Below are 18000 nucleotides of genomic sequence, written 5' to 3'. Positions count from 1 at the left end.
CAACTGCAATTTCACACAGAGACGCAGAGACACAGAGAAACTCATCGCTCGCGTGGTTTTCCTCTGCTCCCTCTGCTTCCTCTGCGTGAGGCTTTATGCTGTTCAGGATCACCCCTCGGCGCGGCGGCCGGGGGAGCCGCGGAAGACTTCCATGGTGGCGTGGCCGGCGTGGCTGATCCCCTCGCGCCGGAACACCTTGCCCAGCGTCATGGCCAGGATCTTCAGGTCCAGCCAGAACGAGGCGTGGTCCACGTACCACGCGTCCAGGCGGAAGCGCTCCTCCCAGGTGAGCGCGTTGCGGCCGTTGACCTGCGCCCACCCGGTGAGGCCGGGCGGAACCTCGTGCCGGCGCGCCTGCTCGGGGGTGTAGAGGGGGAGGTACTCCATCAGCAACGGCCGCGGGCCCACCAGGCTCATGTCGCCCTTCAGCACGTTCAGCAGCTCGGGGAGCTCGTCCAGGCTGGCGCCGCGCAGGAAGCGCCCCAGCGGGGTGAGCCGCTCGGCATCGGGCAGCGTGCGCCCGTCGGGCCCCTCCGCGTGGCGCATCGTGCGGAACTTGTAGAGCGTGAAGGGCCTGCCCCCCAGCCCCGGGCGCCGCTGGCGGAAGAGGACGGGCGCGCCCAGCCTCGCGCGCACGGCCGCCGCGACCCCCAGCAGCACGGGCGAGAGCACCACCAGCCCGGCGGCCGCCACCACGACGTCCAGCGCGCGCTTGGCCGCGGCGCCGGCCCTACTCCTCATCGCGCGCCATCCGCGCCGCGCGCGCCGCCCAGCGCGACACCTCGAACAGCTCGTCCAGGGGGATCGGGGGCGGCCCGCCCGCGCGCACGGCCTGGGTCCAGGCGCGCAGCTCGTCCGCGTGCCCCTTGTCCATCGCCCCCGCGCGCTCCCAGAGCGGCCCGCGCACGCCGAAGCGCCGCAGCCGCCGCCAGTTGTCGATCGCCACCGTCTTCCCGTCCCAGAAGCACTCGATGCGCTCCTTGGGGAAGCTCCGCGCGCCCGTGGCCAGGTAGTGCACCGCGGCGGTCGACCCGTCCGCGAAGGCGATGGAGAGGTGCGCGATGTCGTCGATCGCCCGCCCCGCGGCGTCGCGCGCCACCACGACCCGCACGTCCGCGATCGGCGCGCCGGCCAGGAAGCGGCAGAGGTCCAGGAAGTGGCACGCCTCGCCCACGATGCGCCCGCCGCCCACCTCGGGGTCCTGCGTCCAGTGGTCGCGCGGGATCGCCCCCGCGTTCACGGTGGCGACGATGGAGACGGGCCCGGCGCGGCCCTGCAGCAGCCCCCGGACCTCGCGGGCCAGCGGCGCGAAGCGGCGGTTGAAGCCCACGGTCAGCAGCCGGCCGGACGCTTCCGCGGCCCGGGCGACGTCGTCCACCCCGCCCTCGTCGAGCGCCAGCGGCTTCTCCACGAAGACGTGCTTCCCCGCGGCCAGCGCACGCCCGGCGAGGGACGCGTGGCTGTCGTGGCGGGTGAGGACGAAGACGGTGTCGATCTCCGGGCTCTCCAGCACGGCCGACGCGTCGCTCGCCACGCGCTCGAAGCCGAACTTCTCCCCCGCCACCGCGCCGCTCGTCCCCCCGCTGGAGACGACGGTGTGCAGCCGGACGCCCATCCCCTTCAGCACGGGGAGCAGCGTCCGCACGGCGAAGTTCCCCGCCCCGATCATCCCGACCACGCCGGGCGCCGACGCCGGCCGCGGCGGGGAGAGCGAGACGATCCGCCGCTCGGCGGACGGGGCCCGGCCGCCGCGGTCCGGGTAGGTGAGGACGACGCCCAGGCTCGGCTCGCCGCCGGCGACCACGTCGTACGCCGCCGGCGCCTCCTCGAAGCCGAAGCGGTGGGTGACCAGCGGGAGCGGGTCCAGCGCGCCGCGCGCCATCAGCTCCAGCACCGCCTCGAAGTTGCGCTGCTCGGTCCAGCGCACGAAGGCGAGCGGGTAGTCGATCCCCCGCTCCTCGTAGTCGGGGTCGTAGCGCCCGGGGCCGTAGCTGCACGAGACGGCGAAGGAGAGCTCCTTCCGGTAGAAGTCGTCGCGGCGCAGGTTGAGCCCCGTGACGCCGACCAGGACCAGGCGCCCGCGCTTGCGGCTCATCTCCGCCGCCTGGTGCACCGGCTCGTCCGAGTCCGACGCCAGCGTCAGCAGCACCGCGTCCGCCCCCACCCCGCCCGTCTCCGCCAGCACGCGCTCGGCGACGGAGCCGGCCGAGCCGTCCAGCGCCGCCGCCCCGAAGCGCTCCGCCAGCGCCAGCCGCGCCGGGTCGCGGTCGATCCCGATCACCCGGCAGCCGTTGGCGCGCAGGAGCTGCACGGTGAGCAGGCCGATCAGCCCCAGCCCGTACACCACCACCGTCTCGCCGAGCGTGGGCGCCGCCAGCCGCACGCCCTGCAGGCCGATCGCCGCCAGCGGCGTGAACGCGGCCGCCTCCCACCCCACGCCGTCGGGGATGCGCGCGGCCAGGGTGTGCGGGACGCGGACGTACTCGGCGTGCGGGCCGTTGGTCACCACCCGGTCGCCCGCGCGGAAGCCCCCGGCGCGCGGGCCCGCCTCCACCACCACGCCCGCGTGGCAGTAGCCGAGGGGGATCGGGGCGTCGAGCTTGGCGCGCACGGCCTCCAGGGTGGGCGCCAGGCCGTCGGTGCGCACCTTGTCGAGCACCTGGCGCACCTTCTCGGGCTGGCGGCGGGCCTTCTGGAGGAGGTTGGCGCGCCCGAACTCCACCAGCATCCGCTCGGTGCCGGCCGAGACCACCGTGGCGCGCGTCTCCACCACCAGCGACGCGGCGCCGGCCCGCGGCACCGGCACCTCGGCCAGGCGGGTCTCCCCCGTGTTGAGCTGCTGCAGCAACTGCCTCATGCGATATCCGCTCTCTATCTCCAGGCGAAGCGTCGCCAGAAATCTCGATGATGGAACTGCTCGACAACGGGTCTGGGCGTGTCCCCCGCAAGCGGGGGCCGGGCTGCGCGCGCGGTAGGGCACGGTACGACTGTGCCCAACCGCGCCGGGCCACGGTCGCGCCAAACCCCACGGCGCGCCCGCGTCCCGGCCCTCCGGGCGCGCATCCCTCACGCGGAACTGCAGGGGACAGGGAACAGGGAACAGGGTACAGGGGATAGCCAGCAACTGCTCCCCGCCCCCGCCCCGCGCCGTTCCGTAGGGGCGAGCCTGCGAGTCCGAAGATAGCCGGCCTCGGCGCGAGTGGCCGCCTCCCGCGCAAGGCCAGCCTCCGCCGGTCGAGGCATGCCTCGCCCCTACGCAAAAACCCCGTCCCCCGCACCAATTTCCATCAAGTACCCTCTCCCGCGGTTGGGAGAGGGTGGCGGCTCTAAGGCCGCCGGGTGAGGGCCCCCGGCGGCCGCGCCGGAAGCCTGTCAGCCCGGGCCGATCGTCGTCACGACCACCGCCCCCTCGCGCGCGGGGCGGCGCACCTCCACGTAGCGCGACGGCAGGCGCACCCCGTAGCCCGGCGAGAACCATCCCGCCGTCTCCCCCTCCACGGCCGCCTTCACCTCGCACGACCCCTCGACCCGCACCGCGGCGGGATCGGCGTCCGGGTGCAGGAGCCAGCGCACGGCCGCCTCGTCCGCCACGCCCGGTTCCACCCGGTCCTCCACGCGCACCTCCGCCGCGCCGACGCGCACCGTGCGGCGCAGGCGGCCGGAAACCTCCGCCACCAGCGTCGCCGTCCTCCCGTCGAAGTCCGCCGAGACGAGGTCCGCGGCGGGCCAGAGGTACCACAGGAAGCGCGGGCCCCGCACCCCCGGCTCGCGGCCGTCCAGCACCGGGCCGTTGTGAACCCGCGCGCTCGCCAGCGCGTTGCGCCACGGCGGCGGCGCGTTGTAGGCGTACGTCCCGGGGTCCACCACCACCTCGCGCCCCCCGAAGCGCACGTCCAGCTGCAGCGGGTCCAGGTGCCCGGGGCGGCTGGAGTAGCGCCCCGCGCGCAGGAACACCCGCGCCGCGCCCACCCGCGCCGCCGCCCAGCCCGACGCGCCGCTCCACACCCCGTCCCCCCGCGCCGGCGCGGTCGCCGGCCGATCCATCCCGAGCCACGCCAGCGTCTCCGCGCACGGCGCCACGTCCTCCGGGAGCGCGAGCCCCCACGTGGCGCACGCGGCGGTGACGACGGGGCGGAAGTCGCGGAAGCCGGCCGTCGTGATCGGGTGGACGAAGGCGCCGTCGTTGGCCCCGTGGTTCGGCACCGTCCCGGTCGACGGCTCCATCACCGCCAGCAGGAGGTCGACCGCCGCCTCCAGGCGAGCCCGCGCCTCCTCCGGCAGCGTCTCGCCCACGGAGCGCAGCGCCCGCTCGGCCACCACGCACTGGTCCAGCGCCAGGCGCAGGTAGGTGAACGAGTGCTGCACGTACCAGCCGTCCGCCGCGAACTGCTCGGGGACGAGCCGCGCCAGCCAGCGCCGCCCCCGCTCCAGCCACCGCCGCGCCTCCGGGTGCCGGTCGCGGAACCGCACGCCCAGGGCGACCAGTCCCGCGGCCTCGGAGAGCGCGTGGTTGTTGCGCTGCGACACCGCGTAGCCGAGCGCGTCGGCGATCCGCTCGCCCGAGGCGGCCAGCACCTCGGCGAGGCCGTCGACCCGCGGCAGGTTCGCCTCCGCGTAGAGGAGCGCCACGGCGCGGATCGCCGTCTCCTGCCCGCAGGCCCAGTGCGGCCCCCGGAAGGGCGGGCTGCTCCGTCGCCACGCGTCGAACGTCCGCCAGAAGGCGTCGGCGTAGCGCCCGTCCCCCGTCACCAGGAAGCCGCGCACCAGGTCGTACGCCCAGCCGAAGCGCCCCGCCTCCCACACGTCCTTGATGTCGCCCGCGGCCGCGTCCAGGTGGGGGACGGTCCACCACGCCGCGCCGTCCGCGTACTGGTGGCCGGTGGCCGGGTTGCGCAGCCACTCCCGGGCGTCGCGCGGCAGCGGGCGCCACTCCCGGCGGTACGCCTGGTGCGACCCCGCCGTCACGCGCTCCGCCCGCTCGAACGCCGCCTCGCGGCCCACCGCCGCCGCCAGCCGCGCCGCGTCCACCCGGAACGGATGGTCCGCGGGAACGGCGGCCGAAGCGGGGGCGAAGCGCGGCGCCGCGCGGAAGCGGCCGGCGGCGCGGCGGGCCTCGTGCGCGGCGCGCAGCGCCGCCCCGCGCGCGCCGTAGGTGCGGGCCAGGGTGCGCGCCGCCGCCGGCCAATCTTTAAGCGGCAGCATCGCCCGCGCGGGGCTCGCCGGGAAGGAGCGAGCGGAGCACGTGGTCCAGACGGTCCGCCAGCACGGGGCGGTCGTGCTCGCGCGCCACCCAGGCGCGCCCCGCCTCGCCGATCCGCCGCCGCTCGGCCGCCGGGAGCGCGGCCAGGCGCTCCACCGCCTCGGCCAGCGCCGCGCCCGAGGCGTCCGCCGCCTGCACCCCGGCGCCCGCCGCGCGCACCATCTCGGCCACCTCGCCGGGGACGTTGCAGGCCACGGGGAGCGCCGCCCCGAAGTAGTCGAACAGCTTGTTGGGGCTCACCCCGAAGGAGAAGAGCGGCGCCTCGCGCAACACCATCAGCCCCGCGTCGGCCTCGGCCAGGAGCGCCGGCATCGCCGCCTTCGGGACGGGAGAGCGGAACTCCACGTTCTCCAGCCCCCGCCGCGCCGCGTCGTCCACCAGTCCCGCTTTCGAAGGCCCGTCGCCCACCAGCAGGAAGCGGATCCCGCCCCGCCCGCGCAGCCGCTCCGCCGCGTCCAGCACCGCCTCCAGCCCGTTGGCCGGCCCGTGCGCGCCCGTGTAGACGCAGGTGAGGCCGGGGCGCTCCGGACGCCGCACCTTCGCGAACGCCGCCGCGTCGACCCCGTTCGGCACGTGCACCAGCTTCGCGGGATCGACCCCGCGTTCGGCCAGGTACGTGGCGGACCCCCGCGCCAGCACCACCACGCGGTCGGCGCGGCGGTAGAGGCGCCGGGCGATCCGGTCCAGCGCGCGGTAGCCGGGCCCGCGCCGGCCGCCCGCGGCCAGCAGGCTCTCGGGCCACAGGTCGCGCACCTCGAAGACGAAGGGCACACCCAGCCGCCGCGCCACCCGCTCCGCCGCCAGCGCCGCGAAGAGGTGGGGCGACGAGCCGATCACCACGTCGGCCTCGTCTCCCGCGCCGCGCCACACGCCGGCGCTGAACGATAGCCAGTTGAGCGCGCGGCGCCAGTCGTTGCGCCGGTAGGGGGCCGCCCACAGCCAGCGGAAGCGCACCCCGTCGATCACCTCGTCGTAGGGACGGCGGTCGCTGGGGCCGGCGCGGCGGCCGTAGCGGCGGGTGTGCAGGTTCAGGTCGCTGGCGGCCACGGTCACGTCCCAGCCGCGCCGCACCAGCTCGCGAGAGAGCTCGAAGTGCCGCGTCCCCCCGCCCTGCTCGGGAGAGACGGCGAAGTGGTTCACCCACAGGAGAGAAGGCATCGCGCGAGAGAGGCGGTCCGGGGCGGGGGGCACGCGGCTCAGTAGAGGTATCCCCACACCGCCAGCACGTTGACCGCCGCCCCGGCGGCCAGCCGCAGCGCCTTCCAGCCGGAGGCGCGCGTGTAGTACGCCGCAGCCACCACCAGCATCGGCGCGGCCACCACCACGTAGCGCGAGCTGAACTGGAAGGTGATCGTGGCGCACGAGGCCACGATCAGCAGCGACCCGGCCGCGGCGAAGAGGAAGACCGGCTCGCTGCGCCGCAGGTAGCAGTTGCGCACGGTGGCCGCCACGAACAGGAGCCCGGCCCCCACCAGCAGCGCCGAGGCGGCGTGCGTGTAGAGCGCCACCAGCGGCGGGGAGAGCAGGCGCGAGGCCACGGTGGAGAGCGGGGTGATGCGGACGGCCCCCGTGGCCGCGTTGACCAGGGTCCCGCCCAGCAGGATCGCCGCGGCCCAGCGGGGCGGGATCGCCAGGTAGCGCGGCGCCAGCACGGCCATGATGAAGGCGGCGTACCCGGCGCCCAGGACGGCGTACCCCGGCACCAGCCCGCTCCCCGGCACCTCCGCGTAGGCGGGCGGCAGCACGCTGCCCCAGACGGCGAACACCGGGACGCAGACGGCCGCCGCGGCCAGTCCGAACGCCAGCGCCACCGGCGCCGCGCGCGCCCCGCGGGCCGCCGCCGCCAGGGGCACCGCCCCCAGCGCCAGCAGGTACGGCTGGCGTCCCAGGATGGCGATCCCGAAGCACACCCCGGCGGCCGCGCCGAGCGCCAGGCGCGCCCCCGCCCCCTCGCGCCGGCCGAGCGCCGCCGCCAGCAGGAGCAGGCTCAGGGCGGCGAAGAAGATGGCGGGGGTCTCGGTGAGCGCCAGGCACGCCACCGCGCCGAGCCCCGGGACGCACAGCACGTCCGCGCCGGCGAGCGGGGGGGCGCCGGCCCCGAGCGATGCCACGCAGCGGACCATGGCCAGCGCCGTCGCCGCAGTGAAGAGCAGGCTCACCACCCGCACCCCCGGCGCCGCCAGGCCGGTGAGCGGCCGCGCCAGCCAGTGGACCACCGTGTACAGCGGTCCGGCCGGCTCCGGCAGGCTCCGCAGGAAGCGGACGCCCAGGCCGTGCAGGTCGACCAGCCGCACGGTAGCCAGGTACCCCGGCTCGTCGTACGTCACCGGCCGCCGCGAGAGCGCGACCAGGGCGCAGAAGACCGCGAAGGTGGCGAGCGCCACGGCCGCGCACACGAGCGCCCGGCGGTCGGGCGCGGCGCGCCCCGCGTCCGGCGCCGCCGTCTCCCGGCGCTCCGCGGCGGGGACGCCGAGGGAGCTCATCGGGCGGCGCCCGCGTGCGGGCGGGCCCCGGTGAGCGCGGGCACGGGCGGGTCCACGAACATCCGGCACCAGAGCTCCGCGCACACCAGCGCGAAGAGCGTGTACGCCGCGTCGACCTCGCCGCGCCGGTCCTGCTCCACCAGGCGCGCCACCGCCGCCGGCTCGAACCAGCCGCGCCGCGAGAGGGCGTCGGCCGAGAGCGCGTCGTCCACCAGCGGGCGCAGCTCCTGGTGCAGCCAGCGCCGGAGCGGCGCGCCGAAGCCGGTCTTGGGGCGGTAGATCACCTCGCGCGGGAGGAAGGGCTCCATGGCGCGCTTGAAGACCGCCTTCCCCACCGCCCCGCGCTGCTTCATCCCCGGCGGCACGCGCGTGGCGAAGTCCACCAGCTCCTGGTCGAGCAACGGGACGCGCACCTCCACCCCGGCCGCCATCCCCGTCTTGTCGGTGTAGTTCAGGTTGTGGTCGGCCAGGAAGTGCTTCGCCTCCAGGTACAGCATGCGGTTGAGCGGGTCGCGCTCGGCGGGGATGCGCGCCAGGCTGGCCAGCAGCGGCCCCGCGGTGTCCACCTCGCGCGTGGCGGCGGCGAACGCCGGGGTGTAGAGCGCGCGGCGCACCGCCTCGCCGCTCCACCAGAAGTAGCCGGCCAGGCGCCGGTCGGCCGCCAGGTCGGCGTGCGCGAAGGCCTTGGCCGTGCGGCGGACGGCGGGGCGGTCGAGCACCGCGGCCCCGCTCCGCCCCTCGCCCACCCAGCGGGCGGAAGCCGCCAGCCCGCGCCGCACCGGGCGCGGCAGCCACCCCCAGGCCCGCTCCAGCCGGAGCGCGCGGTGGCGGCGGTACCCCGCGAAGAGGTCGTCGCCGCCCGCGCCGGAGAGGAGCACCTTCATCCCGTCGCCCCGGGCCGCCTCGGCGATCAGGAGCGCGTTGATCGGCGCGGGGTCGGCCTGCGGCTCGTCCAGGTGCCAGAGCATGCGCTCCAGGTGCCGGATGGCGTCGGGCTCGATCTCCAGCACCGAGAGGTCGACGTCCAGGTGCTCCGCCACCCGGCGCGCGTAGGGGAGGTCGGCGGGGTTGCCCTCCACCTCGCCGTCGCCGCGGAAGCCGATGGCGTAGCAGCGGGGGCGGTAGTCGGGGCGGGCGCGCCGCATCATCGCGACGACGGCGCTGGAGTCGAGCCCGCCGGAGAGGAAGGCGCCCACGGGGACGTCGGCCACCATCTGCCGCTCCACCGCCGCCTCCACCTCGGCCGCCAGCCGCTCCGCCACCTCGGCCTCGGAGCCCTCCAGCCACTCGCGCCCGTACGGGAGATCGTAGTGGCACCACTCGCGGGCGATCCTCCCCTCGCGCAGGAGCAGCGCGTGCCCGGGCGCGAGCTTGCGCACCGCCTTGAGCATCGTGTGCGGCGCCGGCGCCCAGAGGTAGGCCAGGTGGTGGTGCAGCGCGGCCGGGTCCACCTCGCGCGGCACCCCCTCCCACTGCAGGAGCGACTTGATCTCCGAGCCGAAGAGGACGCCCCCGGGCAGGGCCGCGTGGTAGAGCGGCTTCACCCCCAGCCCGTCGCGCGCCACCAGCACGTCGCCGGGGCGGACGCCGTCCCGCTGGCCAAAGGGGCGGCCGTCGTAGAGCGCCAGGGCGAAGATCCCGTTCAGCCGCTCCAGCGCCCGCGGGCCCTCGTCCGCGTAGAGGTGCAGGACCACCTCGGTGTCGGTGCGGGAGTGGAAGCGGTGCCCCTTCGCCTCCAGCTCGCGCCGGAGCTCGCGGAAGTTGTAGATCTCGCCGTTGTAGGTGAGCCAGAGCCCGGCCTCGGGGCGCCCCTCGCCCCGGTGCACGCCGCAGCGGGGGCAGTCGAGCCCCATCGGGTTCTTCCCGGCAGGGGAGAGGTCGATGATGGAGAGCCGCCGCTGCGCGAGCCCCACGCGCGCGGCCGGCCCCGCCGGGTCGAGGACGCGCACGCCCTCGCCGTCGGGCCCCCGGTGCGCCACGCAGGCGATCATCCGTTCCAGCAGCCCCAGGGGGAAGTCCCCCGCGAACCCCGCGATCCCGCACATCGTCTGAAGGCCGGTGCTCGAAAGTTCCGTCGATTTCCAGTGAGTCCTTAGTGCTTAGTCCTTCGTCCTGAGTGCCAAGTGCCCAGTGCCGAGTGCTGAACTGCGCAGAGGCACCGATCAGGCTCAGGGCTCAACCCTGAGGACTAAGGACTAAAACACCAAGGACTCAGGACTTGGCACTACCCGCCCGGACCGCCTCCACGTACAGCGCCTCGGCGCGCTCCATCACCCGGCCGTGCTCGGCGCGCTCGGCCACCAGCGCCTGGTTGCGCGCGGCGGCGCGGCGGCGCAGCGGCTCGTCGGCCAGCGCGCGCACGACGGCGCCGGCCAGGGCGCGCGGGTCGGCCGGGTCGCAGAGGAGCCCGTTCTCGCCGGACGCGATCCACTCGCGCACCGAGGCGATGTCGCCCGCCACGGGGAACGCCCCGCACGCCATCGCCTCCAGCAGCGTGTTGGGCGTGCCGTCGAACTCGGAGGGCGACACCGCCACCTCGGCCCGGCGGAACAGCTCCGCCATCTCCGCGGGCGCCAGCGTGGGCAGGAGCCGCACCGCGCCGCCGATCCCCAGCTCGCGCACCCACGCCTCGGCCCGCGCCTGCCCCGCCATCCCCACGCAGGCGAAGACCGCGCCGGGGCGCTCGGCCAGCACCCGCGGGACGGCGCGGAAGAACGCCTCGTTGCGCACGTAGGCGCGCAGGCCCCGGGGGTTCAGCACCAGCGGCGCCCCCGCCGGGATCCCGAACCGCTCGCCGAGCGCGGGGTCGGCCGGGCCGGGGTGGAAGAGCTCCGGCCGCACCCCGCCGTTGCCGGGGAGGACGGCGGCGGGACGCCGCGCATCCCACCCCCAGCGCGCCGCCAGCCGCAGGTCGCGCTCGCAGTCGGGGTGGAGCGCCGAGGCCGCGCCGAGCGCGCGGCGGGTGAGCCGCGCCACGAGAGGGTAGCACTCGGCCCACAGCTCCAGGTCGTTCCCCCAGACGGAGACGACCAGCGGGTACGCTTCGCCCTCCAGCGCCAGGGCGGCGGCGATCCCCTCGTAGGGGATGCGCATGGCGTGCACCAGCAGCGGGTCGATCTCGCGCACGAGCGCGCGCAGGCGCCCCGCGTGGCGGCGGACCTCCAGCGGCGCCAGCCAGCCGAACACGGCCGGGAAGAGGGCCGAGACCGCCCGCGCGCGCACCCGCCGCATGAGGCCGGGCCGCGCCGCTCCGGGGCCCGCGGGCGCCGCCGCCTGCCCCCCCGCGAAGCGCGCGAAGGCCACGGGGACCACGTGGAAGCCCGCCAGCCCCAGCCCCGCCGGGTCGCAGGGGAAGGTGGAGACCAGGTGCACCCGGTGGCCGCGCGCGGCGAAGTGGGAGATCCAGTTGCGCGCGATCGGGCTGCGGCCGTCGGCCACGAAGCAGAGCCGGCTCCCCGCGGGGAGCCGCGCGGCCGCGTCCACGGACGACTCCTCCTCGGCCGCCGGCGCGCGGGAAGGGCCCGCGGACGTCACGCCTCGCACAGGTCCTCGCCCCGCAGCACGGCCCCCAGCAGCGCCGCCAGGCGGGGCGCCGCCCGCGCCGGCGCCCCGCCCTCGGCCGCGGCGCGGGCGCTCTCGGCCAGCCGGCAGCGGTCGGGGCACTCCGCCAGCGCCCGCATGCGCTCCGCCAGCGCCTGGGCGTCGCCCACCGGGAAGAGCCACCCCGTCTCGCCGTCGCGCACCAGGTCGGCGGCCGCGTTCACCCGGTCCGACGCCAGCACGGGGAGCCCCGCGGCCAGCGCCTCGTGCACCACCAGCCCCCACCCCTCCTGGCGCGAGGGGAGCACCAGCGCGTCGGCGGCCGCGAACCAGCGGGGGAGCTCCGGCGGCTGGACGAACCCGGCCCAGCGCACGCTGTCGGCCACCCCCAGCTCGCCGGCCATCCGCTCGAAGCGCTCGCGGTGCCGCCCGTCTCCCACCAGCACCAGCGTGGAGGCCACCCCCCGGCCCCGGAGCGCCGCGTGCGCCGAGAGCAGCGTGTCGACCCCCTTGCGCGGGATGAGCTGGCCGCAGAAGAGGAAGAGCGGGCCGCCGCCGCCGGAGACCCCCAGCGAGGCGCGCACCTCGGCCCGGGCCCGCGCGCGCGCCTCGCCGTCCAGCCGGAAGCTCTCCACGTCGGCCGCGTAGCGGAAGTCGGCGATGCGGCGCTCGGGCACCCCCGCGCGCCGGTACGAGGCCACCGCGCGGCTGCCCACGGCCAGCACGCCGTACGCCGAGCGCAGCACCCGGCGCAGCACCGCGCGCAACGCCCGGCGCAGCGCCGGCCGCGGCCCGTGCGAGAGCTCCTCGCCCCAGTACAGCCAGGGGACTCCTTCCGCGCGCAGGGCGTGCGCGGCCAGCCGCATGGTGGGGATGGTGTACGAGCCGGAGAGCACCGCCACGTCGGGGCCGAAGGCGCGGATCACCCCGGCCACCCCCGGGTTCACGTGCACCATCCCGCCGGGCGAGCGCCCCTTCATCACCGTGTACGGGTAGCCCTTGGCGCCCTCGGCCGCCCAGGAGCGGTTCGGCTCGTTCCAGGCGCAGTACGCCACCAGGAGCTCCACGCCCGGCTGCGCCGCGACGTGGCGGAAGAGCGCGTCGTTGTACGGGGTGGGCACGCCCTTGAGGACGAACACCCTGGGCATCAAGCCCCCGCCGCCAGGGCGCGCCGCTGGGCCCGGCGCGCCGCCCACATCATCAGCAGGGCGGGGAGGATCAGGAAGCACCACTCCCGCACCATCTCGGCGAAGTAGCCCCGGCTCATGAACTGCAGGAGCCAGATGTAGCTGATCGCCAGCACCGCCTGGCGCACCGGGTCGCGCGGGTCGGTCCGGAACCACGCCCAGAGCGCCCGCACCAGGATCCCGAACAGGAGCATCCCCACCACCACCCCCACCCAGCCGAAGGCCAGGTAGTACTCGCCGAAGTTCGGGATCGCCATCCCGTACAGCATGGCGCCCGGCGTGCCGAACGACTCCGCGATCCACGGGAGCCACTCCGGCCACGGCTTCCCCGGCCAGAGGGCGCGCGGGACGGGGAGGACGAGCGGGTAGACGAACGGGCCGGCGTAGGCGTAGTCGGTGTAGTTCGGCACCATCCCGGTGACCGACAGGAAGCTCTCGAAGATCCGGGTGTCCTCCAGGCCGCTCTCCAGGGCGTCGAGCGGCGTGAAGCTCAGGCTCCCCGCCGCGCCGAAGCTCCTGAAGTAGAGCCGGGCCCCCGCGTACCACCCCGCCGCGATGAAGACCAGGGCGACGCCGGCGGTCACCGTCAGGAGCCGGGGGCGCCGCCCGCGCTTCAGGTAGTAGAGCATCGCGCTCGCCCCCATGAAGACCAGGATGCGGTAGCGGAACCCGAGCGACGCGTACATCACCACCATCAGGATCCAGAACGACCACTGCACGAAGCGGCTGCGGAAGCCGCGGCTGGCGGCCAGCACCAGGAACGCCGGAACCAGCCACTCCATGGTCAGCAGGAACCACGCGACGTCCTGCCCGCCGCCGCCCACCGACTCGGCCGAGGCCACCACCCCGGGGAGGAGGAGGCGGGCCACCCCCTGCCCCGAGACCTGGAGCCAGAGGGCCGTCCCCGCCACCGCCACCAGGCTCACCCGCCACCCCCAGCGCCTGAGCGCCCTCAGGCCCGGCTCGGTGAGGGGGAGCGGGGCGGCGAAGCGCTCTCCCATCCGCCGGCCCACGGGGAGCACGTACCCGATCCAGGTGGCCAGGATCGGGAGGGTGACCAGGGCCAGCCCGCGCGCGTACATCCGCGTGAAGTCCCGCCCGCCGAAGCGCACCTCGCCCGTGGCGATGTGCACCAGGGGCCCCAGGGAGTAGAAGAGGAAGAAGATGACGCAGACGAACGTGAGCGGCTCGAACATGTCGAACCGCCCCTGCCACCACCGCACGGCGAGCGGCGCCAGCGAGAGCAGCCCCACCAGCGCCGCCAGCAGCAGCTCGGGGCCCATGAACCGGGACTGCGTGACGGCCACGACGACGCCCACGCCCGCCGCGGCCAGCAGGCAGGCGGTGACGAGGAGTCGCGAAGACGCCGGGGGGGAGGCGGATGCCACTTCCACTGCAGAGTCCGGGTCGAGCGTTCGGCGGCGGGGAGCGAGCGCCGAAAGTAGCCAACAAGCGCGCCCCGGTCAACCAGTTAGCCCCTCCGGCGGCCGCTCCCCGGCCGGGTCCAGGCCGCGGACGACGCCGGCCACGCTGCGCCGGAACGCGGCCCAGGAGTGCCGCTCGGCGGTCCGCCGCGCCTCGGCGCGCATCTCCCGCAGCTCCGCGCGGTGCCTGTGGCACCAGAGGAGCCGCTCGGCCAGGGCCTCCACGTCGCGCAGCGGAACCACGAACCCCTCGCGCCCCTCGCGCACCAGGTCGGCGGCCCCGGTGTTCGGGGTGCCGATCACCGGGGTGCCGCAGGCGAGCGACTCCAGGTAGACCAGCCCGAACCCCTCGGCGAGCGAGGGCATGCAGAACACGTCGCTGGTCCGGTAGAGCTCGCGCAGCCGCTCCGCGTCCACCGCCACCTCGGCGCGGAAGAGCCCCTCGTAGCGCGCCAGCAGCTCCCGGTCGAGCCGGCCGCGCCCCGCCAGCACCAGCTCGGCGCCGGGGAGGGCGAGGCGGCGCCACGCCTCCAGCAGGTAGCGCAGCCCCTTGCGCTGGGCCATCTGCCCCACGAAGAGCACCCGGAAGGGGCCCTCCGGCGGCGCCGGGGGAGGGCGGAAGAAGTCCAGGTCCACCCCGTAGGGGATCACCCGGATCCGCTCCGCCGGCACGCCGTTCTCCACCAGCGTGGACGCGGTGTAGCGCGACGCCGCCAGGCAGACGTCGGCCAGGCCGGGCTCGGCGCAGAGCTGCCGGAAGCGCGTCTCGTCGCCGCGGATCTCCTCCTCGGTGGCCATCGACCCCACGCAGTCGGGCACCAGCTCCATCTCCTCCCGCAGCAGGCGCCGCACCGAGGCGGGGTGGGGGTGCACCTGATGGATCGCCCGGGGGAGCCCCTCCGCGGCGGCCGTGAACGCGGCGTACGCGTAGTAGCTGAACGAGAACACCCCCGCGCCCCGCCGGCGGGCCAGGCGCCCGGCGCGCGTCCCCAGGCGGTGGTCGCGCGCGCCCGGGCGGCCCCCGGCCACCGCGTTCAGAGCCATCTCGCCCAGCGACATCTCCACCCGGCGCGAGGGAACCCCGTCGCGGAAGCGGCGCCCGAGCCGGGCGCGCGCGCCGCCGGGGAGCAGGTGCGCCAGCGCGCGGAACCACGCCCGGTCGAGCGGCGAGTACCAGTCGGTGACGAGCGCCTCCAGGAGCCCCGCCTCCTCCAGCGCCAGCGGGACCTGGTACGCGTCCCGGGCGCCCGCCTGCACCACGACCCACCGCATCCGGACATCCTTTCCTGCCGCCCGGCACGGCGGGCGGGAGCGGACCTCGTCGACTCGTACCGGTCCGGCAAAAGACTTTTCTCACGCAGAGTCAGCAGAGCTGGCAGAAAAACCCCTCTGTCGACTCCGCCGACTGTGCGTGAGGCCTGGTGTTTTCCGATCCGGGATCATACCGCCGGCGCGCCTCCCCGATGCACGCGAGTGGCGGGCGGTCCCGCGCGGACCACCCGCCACTCGCTCGGCGGCCGCGCGGGAGGCGCGGCCGGACCGCCGGGCTACTTGACCCCCAGGAGCGCCACGTGCGCGGCGGTGCGGTAGAGGTTGGCCGACGCGTCGACGGTGTTGAGCAGGTGCACGCGCCGGCACTGCGCGCGGATCTGCCGGTAGTTGTCGAACACCGAGTACGAGTACGCGAGCCCGTCGCCCTCGGAGAGCGTGTAGCCCTTCCCCCGCGTCTTCACCAGGTCGGCCACGCGCCACAGCCCGAGCGCGGCCAGGACCTGCTTGACGCCCCGCGACAGCGGCCCGCCCTGGCCGAAGCGGTTGGCGTCGGAGATGAAGACGGCCTTGCGCGCCACCCGCAGCATCTCGGCCACCGCCACCTCCGGCCGGGGGACGTGGTGCAGCACGGCGAACTCGCACACCAGGTCGAACTCGCCGTCGGCGAACTGCAGGCGGGTGGCGTCGCCCTGCCTCAGCTCGTCGGCGGAGAGCCCCTTGCGCAGCCCCTCCTCGATCAGCGCCGGCACCGGCTCCACGCCCACCACGCGGACGTCGGGGCGGCGCTCGCGGATGAACTTGACGGTGCGGCCGGTCCCCGCGCCCACGTCCAGCACGGAGCGGATCTCGAAGAAGTCGAGCACCGCGAGCATGAACGAGAGCGCGAAGTAGTGCTCGTCGCCTTCGGCCAGGTGCATCTCGTCGTAGCTCGCCGCGGTCGCCGCGTAGTACTCCCGCTGGAGCTCCACTTCCGATCGTGGGTCTGCCATGCAATGCGTCCGCATCGAGAGGGTGGGCGCCGGGCCGGCGGCGGCCCGTGCTTGACACGGGGGCGCCCGGCCGGCGAAATATTCCCACTTTCGCGGCGATCCGTCAACCGGACGCGCGCCTGCGGCCGCGGCGCGCCGCCGTGTGCCCGGCCCTCTCCCGGGCGGCGGCGAACCGAGCTCGGCCCCCGACGGCAACGGATGAAGATTCTGATCTGGGCGCGCACCTTCCACCCGAACGTGGGCGGGACCGAGCAGGTCACCTGGCTGCTGGCCCGGGAATGGGTGGCGCTCGGCCACGAGGTGCGGGTGGTGACGCGCGCCGCGGCGGCCGGCCCGGAAGACCTGGGCTTCCCGGTGCTCCGGCGCCCGGGGTACCGCGAGATCCTGCGACAGGTCCGCTGGTGCGACGTCTACTACCAGGCGGGGCTGAACCTGCGGGGCCTCTGGCCGCTCCTGCCGCACCGCCGCCCCTGGTTCGTCACCCACCACATGCCGATCACCGAGCCGGGCCAGCGGCCCGACTTCCGGGCCCGGGTGGCGCGCGTGGCGGCGCGTCGCGCCCGCGGGATCGCGGTGAGCCGCGCGGTGGCGGCCGTGACCCCGGGGTGCGTGGCGGTGATCCCCAACCCGGTGGCCGACGTCTTCCGGGCGCCGCCGGGCGTGCCCCGCGACCGCGAGCTGGTGTTCGTGGGGAGGCTGATCGCGCAGAAGGGAGGGCACGTCCTGCTGGACGCGCTGGACCGGCTGCGCCGCGCGGGGCGCCGCCCGGCGCTGACCATCGTGGGCGCCGGGCCCGAGGAAGACGCCCTGCGGGAGCAGGCCGCCCGGCTGGGGGTGGCGGAGCAGGTGGCGTTCGCCGGCGTGCGCCGGGGCGCCGACCTGGCCGCGCTCCTGGCCCGGCACCAGGTCGTGGTGGTGCCGTCGATCGGGAGCGAGGGCTTCGGCCTGGTGGCGCTGGAGGGGATCGCCTGCGGCTGCGTGGCGGTGGGGAGCGCGGTGGGGGGGCTCCCCGAGGCGATCGGGCCCTGCGGCCTCGCCGTCCCCGACGGCGACCCGGCGGCTCTGGCCGCGGCGCTGGAGACGCTGCTCGCAGATCCCGACCGGCGGGCGGCGCTCCGGGCCCGCGCGCCCGAGCACGTGGCCGCCCACCAGCCGCGGCGCGTGGCCGAGTCGTACCTCCAGCTCATGCAGCCGGCCGCGCGGCGGCGGGCCCCGAGCCCGCTGGACTCGCCCCTCCCGCGGGCCACCGGCACGGAGGCGGCCTGATACCAGTTTGCAGAGGATCGTTCGGGTATAGGTCCTGAAAAATCTCACACAGAGACACAGAGACACAGAGACACAGAGACACAGAGGCACAGAGGCACAGAGGCACAGAGAAAAACGAAGCCCTTCGGTTCTCTGTTCCTCTGTGTCTCTGTGTGATTTCGATCTGTTCGGAATCAGAACAATGCTCTGCAACGTGGTATGATACCGCTTTGGGGAGGATCGCTCAGGCCCAGGTCCTGGAATTCTCACCGGGTCCGACAAAAGACTTTTCTCACGCAGAGTCAGCAGAGTAGCAGAGAACCCCTCTGTTGACTCTGCCGACTCTGCGTGAGGCCTGATGCTTTTCCGGATCCAGTCTCATGCCAGACTGCCGAGCCTCGTTCTGATTCCGAACTGATTTGGATCACCAGATTCCGTGATTGATTGTGCAAAGAGAGAGATGTCATCCTGAGTCTTCCACCGCGCTGCGCGCGACCACGGAGGATGAAACGGGGTTGTAGTTCTCCCTCCCACCGCGCAGCGGGGGGAGGGCCGGGGAGGGGGGCTACCCGCGGCGAGCACCGAAGCCCGTCACAGCGC

At 75.4% G+C, this 18000-nt stretch carries 12 protein-coding genes; 1 reads left to right on the top strand and 11 read right to left on the bottom strand.

Features of this window, described 5'->3' with window-relative positions:
• Positions 1–108 precede the first annotated feature (108 nt).
• The 11 genes from VF746_17300 to VF746_17250 all read right to left on the bottom strand — a co-directional run bounded on the left by VF746_17300 (position 109) and on the right by VF746_17250 (position 16155).
• Positions 109–741 (bottom strand): sugar transferase, encoded by a 633-nt coding sequence (locus VF746_17300; protein HEX8694182.1) that lies wholly within the window; start codon positions 739–741, stop codon positions 109–111.
• A complete protein-coding gene (locus VF746_17295; protein HEX8694181.1) occupies positions 731–2857 on the bottom strand; it encodes a bi-domain-containing oxidoreductase in 2127 nt (708 codons plus the stop codon). Before VF746_17295 ends, VF746_17300 begins: the two co-directional genes overlap by 11 nt.
• Before the next feature lie 515 nt (positions 2858–3372).
• Complete coding sequence (locus VF746_17290) at positions 3373–5202, bottom strand: heparinase II/III family protein (GenBank protein ID HEX8694180.1); 1830 nt, start codon at positions 5200–5202, stop codon at positions 3373–3375.
• On the bottom strand, positions 5189–6418 hold the full coding sequence (locus VF746_17285; protein ID HEX8694179.1) for a glycosyltransferase family 4 protein: 1230 nt from the start codon (positions 6416–6418) through the stop codon (positions 5189–5191). The genes VF746_17290 and VF746_17285 overlap by 14 nt, the downstream gene beginning before the upstream one ends.
• 38 nt (positions 6419–6456) lie before the next feature.
• Positions 6457–7743, bottom strand: coding sequence for a hypothetical protein (locus VF746_17280; GenBank protein HEX8694178.1), 1287 nt, complete (start codon positions 7741–7743; stop codon positions 6457–6459).
• Positions 7740–9788, bottom strand: a complete 2049-nt coding sequence (gene asnB / locus VF746_17275) for an asparagine synthase (glutamine-hydrolyzing) (protein HEX8694177.1) — start codon at positions 9786–9788, stop codon at positions 7740–7742. Before asnB ends, VF746_17280 begins: the two co-directional genes overlap by 4 nt.
• Positions 9789–9954: 166 nt before the next feature.
• Complete coding sequence (locus VF746_17270) at positions 9955–11277, bottom strand: glycosyltransferase family 4 protein (protein ID HEX8694176.1); 1323 nt, start codon at positions 11275–11277, stop codon at positions 9955–9957.
• Positions 11274–12431 (bottom strand): glycosyltransferase family 4 protein, encoded by a 1158-nt coding sequence (locus VF746_17265; protein ID HEX8694175.1) that lies wholly within the window; start codon positions 12429–12431, stop codon positions 11274–11276. Before VF746_17265 ends, VF746_17270 begins: the two co-directional genes overlap by 4 nt.
• Positions 12431–13864, bottom strand: coding sequence for an O-antigen polymerase (locus VF746_17260; GenBank protein ID HEX8694174.1), 1434 nt, complete (start codon positions 13862–13864; stop codon positions 12431–12433). The genes VF746_17265 and VF746_17260 overlap by 1 nt, the downstream gene beginning before the upstream one ends.
• A gap of 69 nt (positions 13865–13933) precedes the next feature.
• Complete coding sequence (locus VF746_17255; protein HEX8694173.1) at positions 13934–15166, bottom strand: glycosyltransferase family 4 protein; 1233 nt, start codon at positions 15164–15166, stop codon at positions 13934–13936.
• A gap of 275 nt (positions 15167–15441) precedes the next feature.
• Positions 15442–16155, bottom strand: a complete 714-nt coding sequence (locus tag VF746_17250) for a class I SAM-dependent methyltransferase (protein ID HEX8694172.1) — start codon at positions 16153–16155, stop codon at positions 15442–15444.
• Between the two features lie 198 nt (positions 16156–16353).
• Here VF746_17250 and VF746_17245 point away from each other — a divergent pair, with 198 nt between their 5' ends.
• The gene (locus tag VF746_17245) at positions 16354–17421 is read left to right on the top strand and encodes a glycosyltransferase family 4 protein (GenBank protein HEX8694171.1); all 1068 of its coding nucleotides are present in this window, start codon (positions 16354–16356) and stop codon (positions 17419–17421) included.
• Positions 17422–18000: the final 579 nt, after the last annotated feature.

Source organism: Longimicrobium sp. (genome assembly GCA_036389795.1).
Taxonomy (GTDB): Bacteria; Gemmatimonadota; Gemmatimonadetes; order Longimicrobiales; family Longimicrobiaceae; genus Longimicrobium.
This window is presented reverse-complemented; position numbering and strand designations above follow the sequence as displayed.